Annotated in this window: 8 protein-coding genes and 1 tRNA gene; 8 read left to right on the top strand and 1 reads right to left on the bottom strand. The window is 55.4% G+C overall.

Going from position 1 to position 9,848, the window contains the following annotated elements; all coding sequences use genetic code 11:
- A tRNA-Lys gene (locus QZ554_RS07300) sits at nucleotides 1-76 on the bottom strand.
- Nucleotides 77-644: 568 nt separating this feature from the next.
- Between QZ554_RS07300 and QZ554_RS07295 the strand changes: the two genes are divergently transcribed.
- From QZ554_RS07295 to gap, 8 genes are all read left to right on the top strand, one after another.
- Nucleotides 645-920: a hypothetical protein gene (locus tag QZ554_RS07295; protein ID WP_297195454.1), complete on the top strand. Its 276-nt coding sequence runs from the start codon at nucleotides 645-647 to the stop codon at nucleotides 918-920.
- A 375-nt stretch (nucleotides 921-1,295) separates the two neighbouring features.
- Entirely contained in the window at nucleotides 1,296-2,813 is a 1,518-nt protein-coding gene (gene purH, locus QZ554_RS07290; protein ID WP_297195452.1) for a bifunctional phosphoribosylaminoimidazolecarboxamide formyltransferase/IMP cyclohydrolase, read from the top strand.
- Between the two features lie 43 nt (nucleotides 2,814-2,856).
- Complete coding sequence (locus QZ554_RS07285; RefSeq protein WP_297195450.1) at nucleotides 2,857-3,876, top strand: rod shape-determining protein; 1,020 nt, start codon at nucleotides 2,857-2,859, stop codon at nucleotides 3,874-3,876.
- A 24-nt stretch (nucleotides 3,877-3,900) separates the two neighbouring features.
- Nucleotides 3,901-4,770 carry a rod shape-determining protein MreC gene (mreC, locus tag QZ554_RS07280; RefSeq protein WP_297195448.1) on the top strand — a complete coding sequence of 290 codons (870 nt, stop codon included), beginning with the start codon at nucleotides 3,901-3,903 and terminating at the stop codon, nucleotides 4,768-4,770.
- A complete protein-coding gene (locus tag QZ554_RS07275; RefSeq protein ID WP_297195446.1) occupies nucleotides 4,763-5,281 on the top strand; it encodes a rod shape-determining protein MreD in 519 nt (172 codons plus the stop codon). The genes mreC and QZ554_RS07275 overlap by 8 nt, the downstream gene beginning before the upstream one ends.
- 6 nt (nucleotides 5,282-5,287) lie before the next feature.
- Complete coding sequence (gene mrdA, locus QZ554_RS07270) at nucleotides 5,288-7,144, top strand: penicillin-binding protein 2 (RefSeq protein ID WP_297195444.1); 1,857 nt, start codon at nucleotides 5,288-5,290, stop codon at nucleotides 7,142-7,144.
- 7 nt (nucleotides 7,145-7,151) lie between these two features.
- A complete protein-coding gene (gene rodA, locus QZ554_RS07265) occupies nucleotides 7,152-8,630 on the top strand; it encodes a rod shape-determining protein RodA (protein ID WP_297195456.1) in 1,479 nt (492 codons plus the stop codon).
- A 316-nt stretch (nucleotides 8,631-8,946) separates the two neighbouring features.
- A partial coding sequence (gene gap / locus QZ554_RS07260) for a type I glyceraldehyde-3-phosphate dehydrogenase (RefSeq protein ID WP_297195443.1) occupies nucleotides 8,947-9,848 on the top strand: 902 nt, incomplete at its 3' end.

Genomic DNA, 9,848 nt, shown 5'->3' with positions numbered 1-9,848 from the left:
TGGTGACCCCGGTGAGGCTCGAACTCACGACCCAGTGATTAAGAGTCACTTGCTCTACCAACTGAGCTACAGAGTCATTAATGGTTGGTACATATCCCCAAGTGCCTAAGCGATGGGGCTCCCTTCACAAATCGTCTGCAAAGGTAGGCTAAACTTTTGAAAACACCAAACAATTTACCCCTTTCCCCACAAAAAATCACGACCATGTCCTCCGAAGACACACCTCCGCATACTCCTCCCCACCGCCATCCCCAGCTGCTTCACACCGCCTGCACTCCTGCTAACCCTACTACTTCACAACCCATTAGCCCACCGCCTTCACAACCAACGAGCACACCATCACCCCGACAATCAATCCCCCCTCTCTCCTGCCACCTGCACACTTCCTCCACACCTCCCTTCACAGGAGATCGCAAGATAAAGAGTATCAGAGAGAAACATCCCCACCAACTAGGGCTCTTCGACGAGCATCTTGAGCGCCCTATTGCGCACACGTAATGTACCCAATTGTGCTCTCGGTATGATCGCACTCGTCACCTTACATAGGTGATGGGAGCGTTCTTACCGAGAGCGCAAGGACGCTCTCGGTATGTTCGCAAGAGCCCTCTCGGAACACATGATACAGAGCACGTTAGAGAGGGAGCATGACGCCCATTTCCCAAGAACTCTTTGAACCCTCAGAAGGAGGCAGCAAGAGGGCAGAAAGGAGCTCAAAAGCCAGCGCTAGATACGTACAAGGTCGAAGAGAGAAGGAGATCGAGCCCAGCACTAGAGAGAAGAGCAAGGAAGAAGAGGCAAGAGGCGGAAGGGGCAGAGAGGGCACAAAGGAGCCAATAAGAGAGCAGGAAAGGGGAGGCCGAAGATGGGCAGAGGAAGCCGAGACGAGGCAAACGAACGATGGGGAGCAAAGCTATTGCTAAAGAGGGTATTGGGCAGGTATGCAGTACCGGCTTAAAGCGAGGAGAGGCGGAGTACACTACTCGGCGAAAATGGAGATATTTTGGGATGCAAAGTAGGGTACATTCTGAGTTTACAGACCTTTACCTCTAGGCGGCATTTGATGATATTTTCACTCTTGAACCTCATATTTAGTGGAACTTTCATGGGAAAGTCACCTCCACCAGCACGCACCCTACTCCATAAATATATACGAGAATTTGATTAAGTATATAGAAAATACTTATTTTTGTGTAGGCTAGGGGCTTAGGTGGGTCTTCCGTCCAAGTATGGGACAGGAGACGAGCCACCCCCTTTAACTCATTACAACATAGCTACATAGCGCAGACATACAAGAAATGGAGAAGGCAATACACAGAGCACTGATCTCTGTGTTCCACAAGGAAGGCTTGGCAGAGATCCTAGCCCTCCTACACCAGCAGGGAGTAGAGTTTGTATCGACAGGTGGTACAAGCACCTTCATCAAGAGTCTCGGCTACGAGACGACCGAGGTAGAGGATCTAACGCAGTACCCCTCTATGCTCGGCGGACGGGTCAAGACCCTACACCCAGCCATCCAAGGGGGGATCTTGGCTCGCCGTTCGCACGAGACGGATCAGGAGGAAGTCGCTCGATACGGGCTCTCACTCATCGACCTCGTAATCGTAGACCTCTATCCCTTCGAGGCGACAGTAGCCTCTGGAGCGAGCGATGAGGAGATCATCGAGAAGATCGACATCGGCGGGATCAGCCTTATCCGAGGTGCAGCGAAGAACTATGAGGATGTCGTGATCATCCCTTCGCAGGCAGACTATGCTACGCTACTTGGCTATCTGCAGAGTCAGGGCGCACGCACCACCCTAGAGCAGCGTCGCCACCTAGCACGTCGTGCCTTCGCCGTGAGCTCCGGCTACGACTCAGCCATCTTCCGCTGGTTCGACGGAGCTGATGCCTCCGCCCTGCGCCTCAGCGCTGATACAGCACAGCCCCTGCGCTATGGGGAGAACCCACACCAGAGCGGGGTATTCTACGGAGACCTATCCAAGTACTTCACCCAGCTACATGGCAAGGAGCTCTCCTACAATAACCTCCAGGACATCGAGGCTGCCGTCAGCCTCATCCAGGACTTCAATGAGCCCACCTTCGCCATCCTCAAGCACAACAATGCCTGTGGCTGCGCCTCCCGCCCCACCCTCCTAGAGGCTTGGCAGGATGCCCTAGCGGGTGACCCCGTGTCGGCCTTCGGTGGGGTGCTCATCGCCAACCGCCCGATCGATCCCGAGACAGCTCGTGAGATCGACAAGCTCTTCGTAGAGGTACTCATCGCTCCGGACTTTACTCCTGAGGCTCTCGAGATTCTACAGAGCAAGAAGAACCGTATCCTCCTACGTCAGAGCGCACCCGTCACCGCAGACTGGAGCTACCGCACGATGCTAGGAGGGGTGCTTGCCCAGCAGACCGACCACGCCACAGAGACTACAGCCGACCTACGGTGCGTTACTAAGGTGGCACCCACGGAGAGCGAACAGGCAGACCTGGTCTTCGCGACGAAGCTCGTCAAGCACAGCAAGAGCAATGCGATCGTCCTAGCTAAGGGCGGACAGCTCATCGCCTCTGGGGTCGGGCAGACCTCACGTGTGGACGCTCTCAAGCAGGCGATCGAGAAGGCTCGTCACTTTGGCTTTGACCTCCGGGGAGCGGTGCTCTCGAGCGATGCCTTCTTCCCCTTCGACGACTGCGTGACACTAGCCGCAGAGGCTGGTATCACGGCACTAGCGCAACCAGGGGGATCAGTACGAGACGCTGACAGCATAGCAGCGGCAGACAAGTATGGTGTGGCGATGGTCATGACAGGCATCCGCCACTTCAAGCACTAAACAAACAGCAAATAAGACTCACCAACCAAGTATAGAGACAAGCATGGGACTATTTTCCTTCAGGCAAGAGCTAGCCATGGACCTCGGCACTGCCAATACCATCATCATCAAGGACGACAAGATCGTCCTCGATGAGCCCTCGGTCGTAGCCTTTGACAACCGCACGGGCGAGATGATCGCAGTCGGAACGAAGGCTCGAGAGATGTACGAAAAGGGCAATGCCAACACCCGCACGATACGTCCTCTGCGTGAGGGCGTGATCGCAGACTTCGATGCCGCCGAGCACATGATCCGAGGTATGATACGTATGATCAGCCGCCGCAACAGCTGGTTCACCCCATCGCTACGTATGGTGGTCTGTATCCCCTCCGGAAGCACAGAGGTAGAGATACGTGCCGTACGTGACTCGAGCGAACACGCAGGGGGACGTGACGTATATATGATCTACGAGCCTATGGCAGCAGCTATCGGTGTCGGCATAGACGTCCTCGCTCCTGAAGGGCACATGATCGTCGATATAGGTGGTGGTACGACAGAGATCGCCGTGATCTCCCTCGGAGGTATCGTGGAGGATCAGTCCATCGACACTGCTGGGGATGAGCTCACGCAGGACATCATGGACCACATGCGTGACCGCCACCAGATCAAGGTCGGGGAGCGTACAGCCGAGCAGATCAAGATCAAGGTCGGTGCTGTCTTCTCCGAGCTCGATGAAGTCCCCGAGGACTACATCGTCTGGGGTGCCAACATGATGGATACCCTACCCCGCAAGGTAGCAGTGAACTATCAGGAGATCAACGAGTGCCTCGATAACTCTATCGGTAAGATCGAGAGCGCCATCCTCCGTACCCTAGAGGCTACTCCCCCCGAGCTCTTCGCCGACATCGTGGCTAACGGTGTCGTACTGACAGGTGGGGGTGCCCTACTGCGTGGGCTAGACAAGCGTCTCGGCAAGCGATTTGGGCTAGAGTTCAAGATCGCAGAGAACCCTCTGCACTCCGTCGCCATTGGCACCGGGATCGCCCTACGTAATATCCACAACTTCAACTTCCTCTTCCGCTAAGCCCACCCACAGGTAGTTGCCCTTGTGAACAAGCTCCTTGAGTTCCTCCGTAGATCCAAGCATTGGTTTGTCTTCCTCCTTCTAGAGGCGATAGCCCTAAGCATGGTCTTCAGCAGCACCCTCTACTCGAGGAGTGTGAGCTGGTATGCCACGAATGCACTACTGGGAAGGGTCAATGAGCTGATGACGGAGTTCTGGAGCTATATAGACCTCCGACCCGAGAACAAGACACTACTAGCGGAGAATGCACGGCTCAGACAGGTGAATATTCGCCTGATGCGCCAGATGCGAGAGACACAAGCCTACAAAGAGCTACCCCGCCTGCATGCCACCGATAGTGTGAGCCTGCGGGAGGGGTCGTTCGTCATCGCACGAGTGCTTAATAGGGCCTCTCGTATCGGAGAGGTCTTCTTCACCATAGACAAGGGGGAGGCCGATGGCATCCGCAAGGATATGGGCGTAATGAGTGCCACTGGGGTCGTCGGGGCAGTGTACTCGACCTCGAGACACTATGCACTGGTTATCCCGATCCTCAACCAAAACATGCGCCTCTCCTGCTCCCTCACCAGCCAGGGGGTCAGCGGGACACTCCTCGCCCCTGTGAACCCAAACTCCAACGTGGCTGTCCTGAGCAATGTCCCCCCCCACGCACACCCCCACCTCGGAGATACGATCGTGACGAGTGGCTACTCCTATCTCTTCCCTGAGGGAATGATGGTAGGAACAATCGCAGACTCCGTCCCCTCGACCGTCAAGGGTAGTGCTGGTGTCTTTGCTAACTTCCCCGTACGTCTAGCCACGGACTTCCAGTCGCTACGCTACGTATATATACTGCTCGAGAAACCCGTAGTGGAGGCTCGTGCCCTCGAAGACTCACTCCAGCGCGATGAATAAGACCTACCTACGCTTCCTCGTCGTCTGTGTCCTCATTGTGGCACTGCAGGTCTGGCTCCTGAGTCCCGTAGCTCTCTTCAGAGTCGCCACACCCTATCTATACCCTGTCCTACTACTCCTACTACCGATTAATACAGGGAAGGTCTCGCTCCTACTCCATGCCTTCACAATCGGTACGGTGATCGATATCCTAGGCCTTACCCCTGGGCTACATGCAGCAGCACTAACCGCAGCTGCCTTTGCCCGCCCGATGCTCCTTGGTCTACTCGAAGACAAGAAGGCCCCTGAGCAGGCTCTTCCACTCTACGGCACCCTACGCACAGGAGCCGCTATCCTGATGAGCCTACTGCTGCTGATTCATCACATCATCCTTTATGCCCTAGAGGCAGGGACGCTGATACGCGACCTACATGTAGTCATCAGCTTCGGGGCAGGCTATGGGCTCTCGCTCCTACTCTGCTTGATTACACTCGCCTTCATCGGATCATTTGGAGAAGGACACGACAGCTAAGCACACATGAATGAAGATTTCTTCCGACGACGCTGGCTCTTGATTAGCCTAACCTTCGTCGTTGTAGTAACCTTCGTTGCTCGCCTGGCCTACCTACAGCTCCTAAGTGGAGACTATAAACAGCGAGCCGAGAATAACGCCTACTACATCCACTCGACCATCCCATCCCGTGGGGTCATCTATGATCGTAACGGCGCACTCCTCGTAGCTAACCGTCCGATCTACGACCTCATGATCGTAAATAAGGACGTCAAGGGTAAGCTCGACACCACCCTCCTGGCCGAGATCCTCCGCATCCCACGAGAGGATATCGTAGCTCGCCTTAGACTCCTACGTGACCGCACGGTCAATAGGGGCTACTCCCCCTATACTCCTCAGGTGCTGGTCTCACAGCTCGAGACTGAGGATGTAGGTCGCTTCGAGGAGCAACTCTATAAGTTCAGTGGCCTCTCCATCCGCTCCCGTACTATCCGCCAGTACGACTACCGCCATGCAGCTCACCTACTCGGCTACCTATCCGAGGCCAGCCCGAGTGACCTAGAGCGCGATAGTACTATTATACGTGGAGACTTCGTGGGGCGTAGCGGTGTGGAGCGCACCTATGAGGAGGCTCTACGTGGAGTGAAGGGGCAGGAGATCTTCTACCGAGACTCACGTGGACGCATCCAGGGGCGTCTCGATGGCGGTGCTCATGACCGTGCCCCCATCAAGGGCAAGGACATCACACTCTCCATCGACTCTGGGCTCCAGGCCCTCGGGGAGCGACTAATGAGGGGTAAGCGAGGAGCAATCGTCGCTATCGAACCCTCTACAGGTGAGGTACTCGCTCTAGTCACAGCCCCCGGCTACGACCCTACCCTGCTCTCAGGGAGGAACAAGGGACTCAACCACCGAGCCCTAGAGGAGACCTTCGGTAAGCCTCTACTCAACCGTGCTATTCAGGGGAACTACCCCCCGGGCTCAACCTTCAAGCCCGCTCAAGGAGCGATCTACCTCGCCGAGGGAGCCATCACTCCTGAGACTCCCTTCTCCTGCTTCCATGGCTACCCACGTCTGGGTAACCGCCCGAAGTGTCACAGCCACGGCTCCCCGCTCCCCCTTATCCCCGCCCTTGCCACCTCGTGTAATGCCTACTTCTGCTGGGGGTTACACTACCTGCTGGACAATAGGAAGCTCTATCCTTCGACGCAGGAGGCCTTTGAGCACTGGAAGTCACGCATCATCTCCCTCGGCTATGGCTACCGCCTAGGCATTGACCTACCCGGGGAGAAGAGAGGCTACATCCCCAACAGTCAGGTCTACGACAAGGCCTATGGCAGCAACTGGAGCTCTAGCACCATCATCTCCATCGCCATCGGGCAGGGAGAGATCCTCGCTACACCACTCCAGATAGCGAACCTAGCGGTGATCATCGCCAATCGTGGCTCTTACTTCCGTCCCCATGTCGTACGCAGCATCACGGACACCCCTCTGGACACCCTCTACACCACCCGACAGCATACAGGTATCTCCACCTCCGACTGGGAGTACATCGTACAAGGTATGGCTGGGGCTGTGACGGGAGGTACGTGCCGAGCAGCGAACTTTGCACCAGGCGAGATCGAGGTCTGTGGCAAGACGGGGACAGCAGAGAATCCTCACGGTAAGGATCACTCGGCCTTCATCGGCTTTGCTCCACGCTCTGCGCCACGTATCGCCGTATCGGTGTATGTAGAGAATGGGGGCTTCGGTGCGCAGTTTGGGGTACCTATCGGACGTGTGATGATGGAGTACTATCTGCGCAATGGCAAGCTCTCCACCACAGGAGAAGCTGTGGCGAACCAAATGGAGCAGAAGAGCCTCAACTATCTCAACGACATCTAGCCCCATGATGCGCAGACATAATCCCTCTTCGAGCCTCTTCCGCTCCATTGACTGGGTCACCATCACGATGTACCTCATCCTCGTGCTCTTCGGATGGCTCACCATCTGTGGGGCTTCGTACAACTTCGAGACCGCCTCACTCTTCACCCCCGGTGGCCGTCCGATGATGCAGCTACTGTGGATCGGGCTCGGACTCTTCATCGGGGTCGTCGTGCTGGCCTTCGACTCGGACACCTATGAGGTCGGTGCCCCGTTCTTCTATGTAGCGATGATGGCGCTTCTGGCCGTGACGATCTTCATCGCTCCCGACATCAAGGGTTCCCGTTCCTGGCTCGTGCTCGGGCCGGTACGCCTACAGCCGGCGGAGTTTGCCAAGGTGGCGACCTCGCTGACGATCGCTTGGATGTGTAATCAGTACGACTTCCAGTTTAAGGACAATGCGAGCTACCTCAAGATCTTCGGGATCATTCTCCTACCCGTAGGTCTTATCCTCCTACAGCAGGAGACGGGCTCGGCTCTGGTCTTCCTTGCCCTCTTCCTAGCCCTCTTCAGGGAGGGCTTCTCGGGGATCTTTATGGGGCTAAGTTTCGCCGTCGCAGTGTACTTCATCGGAGCTTTGATCCTAGAGGATACCCTATGGTGGGGGGAGACGGATGCAGACCTCTTCTTCGTGTGTAATAGTATCCTCGTCTTCACCACTGTCCTCTATGGGACCTATAGCCCTGATCCGAGAGAGCGAGCACAGGTACTGCGCTACATCATCTTCACCACGCTCGGAGTGTATGCCTTAGCTGCAGGGCTGAGTTTCTTCATGACCTTTGATTGGTCGTATATTGCCTTAGCCTTGGTCGCCATACTTGTGGTGGTATTGATCATCCTAGCCATCAGAGAATACCTCTTCCGCTATGCGCTGATGGCCGTCTTTGCTCTGAGCTCTCTGGCCTTCTTCTACTCGGTGAGCTATGTCTTCAATGACATCCTACAGCCCCACCAGCAGGTACGTATCAAGGTAGCCCTAGGGATCGAGAGCGACCTCAGAGGTAAGGGCTACAACGTAGACCAGTCCAAGATCGCCATTGGCTCAGGGGGGCTCACCGGTAAGGGCTTCCTCAAGGGCACTCAGACGAAGCTAAACTATGTTCCCGAGCAGGAGACCGACTTCATCTTCTGTACTGTGGGGGAGGAGTCGGGGTTTGTCGGCTCGGCTGCTCTCGTGGTCTTCTACGGGATCTTTATCCTAAGAATAGTCGCACTAGCCGAGCGACAAGTATCTCGCTTCGGTCGGGTCTACGGGTATTGTGTGGCCTCGATTCTGCTCTTCCACCTCTTTATCAATGTAGGGATGGTGCTGGGGCTTGTCCCCGTGATCGGCATCCCGCTCCCCTTCTTCAGCTATGGGGGCTCATCGCTCTGGGGCTTCACCTTCCTGCTCTTTATCTTGATCGGGATGGACGCACGACGAGGGCGACATATCGACAAGCTTTAGCCCCTTCCGAGGCACCTTCTCTCCCTCAGCCACAGCCCAACGAGAGCTCAAACAACGACTCTTCACACGGCTCTACCAGAGTGTGTTGTAGTGCAGATAGGGAGAAGGGGGTAGGACTTCCATCATATTTTTCATAGAGGTCTCTACCATATGGATAAATTTCTGTAATTTTGTAAGGCAATGAGGTGGCCTTCAGCTCCTACACCAGTCCAAGTGTCATGTATAAGACCCTAACTTGTGACGAAAGGCCGACCAGCCACCTCACTGGCTCAGACAGCATAAGCAATCAGAGTTTCTAACGATAAGAATAAGTAAGATGATTAAAGTTGGTATTAACGGCTTCGGACGTATTGGCCGTTTTGTCTTCCGTGCTGCCCAGAAGCGCAGCGACATCGAGATCGTAGGTATCAATGACCTGCTCGACGCAGAGTACATGGCCTACATGCTCAAGTACGACACGATGCATGGTCGTTTCGATGGTACTGTCGAAGTAAAGGACGGTAACCTCATCGTAAACGGTAAGACCATCCGTGTAACTGCAGAAAAGAATCCAGCTGACCTCAAGTGGTCTGCTATCGGTGCTGAATACGTAGTAGAATCAACTGGTCTCTTCCTAACCAAGGAAAAGGCTCAGGGACACATCGACGCAGGTGCTAAGTACGTCGTCATGTCTGCTCCCTCTAAGGACGATACCCCTATGTTCGTTTGCGGTGTAAACACCGACAAGTACGTCAAGGGTACCCAGTTCGTTTCTAACGCTTCTTGCACCACGAACTGCCTTGCTCCTCTTGCTAAGGTGCTTCACGACAACTTCGGTATCACCGACGGTCTCATGACCACCGTTCACGCTACCACCGCTACGCAGAAGACCGTCGATGGTCCTAGCGTGAAGGACTGGCGTGGTGGCCGTGCTGCTGCTGGGAACATCATCCCCTCTAGCACCGGTGCTGCTAAGGCTGTAGGTAAGGTTATCCCCGAGCTCAATGGTAAGCTCACGGGTATGAGCTTCCGCGTTCCTACCCTCGACGTCTCTGTCGTTGACCTCACGGTGAACCTCGCTAAGCCTGCTACCTACGCAGAGATCTGCGAAGCGATCAAGAAGGCTTCTGAAGGTGAACTCAAGGGTATCCTCGGCTACACGGACGAAGACGTTGTATCTAGCGACTTCCTCGGCGACACCCGCACGTCTATCTTCGACGCTAAGGCTGGTATCGCTCT

This window comes from uncultured Porphyromonas sp. (assembly GCF_915070105.1).
In the GTDB taxonomy this organism is placed as follows: domain Bacteria; phylum Bacteroidota; class Bacteroidia; order Bacteroidales; family Porphyromonadaceae; genus Porphyromonas.
This window is presented reverse-complemented; position numbering and strand designations above follow the sequence as displayed.

Coding starts and splice junctions, on each gene's coding strand:
- QZ554_RS07295 (WP_297195454.1), top strand. CDS start 645: ATGACGCCCATTTCCCAAGAACTCTTTGAACCCTCAGAAGGAGGCAGC.
- purH (WP_297195452.1), top strand. CDS start 1,296: ATGGAGAAGGCAATACACAGAGCACTGATCTCTGTGTTCCACAAGGAA.
- QZ554_RS07285 (WP_297195450.1), top strand. CDS start 2,857: ATGGGACTATTTTCCTTCAGGCAAGAGCTAGCCATGGACCTCGGCACT.
- QZ554_RS07275 (WP_297195446.1), top strand. CDS start 4,763: ATGAATAAGACCTACCTACGCTTCCTCGTCGTCTGTGTCCTCATTGTG.
- mrdA (WP_297195444.1), top strand. CDS start 5,288: ATGAATGAAGATTTCTTCCGACGACGCTGGCTCTTGATTAGCCTAACC.
- rodA (WP_297195456.1), top strand. CDS start 7,152: ATGCGCAGACATAATCCCTCTTCGAGCCTCTTCCGCTCCATTGACTGG.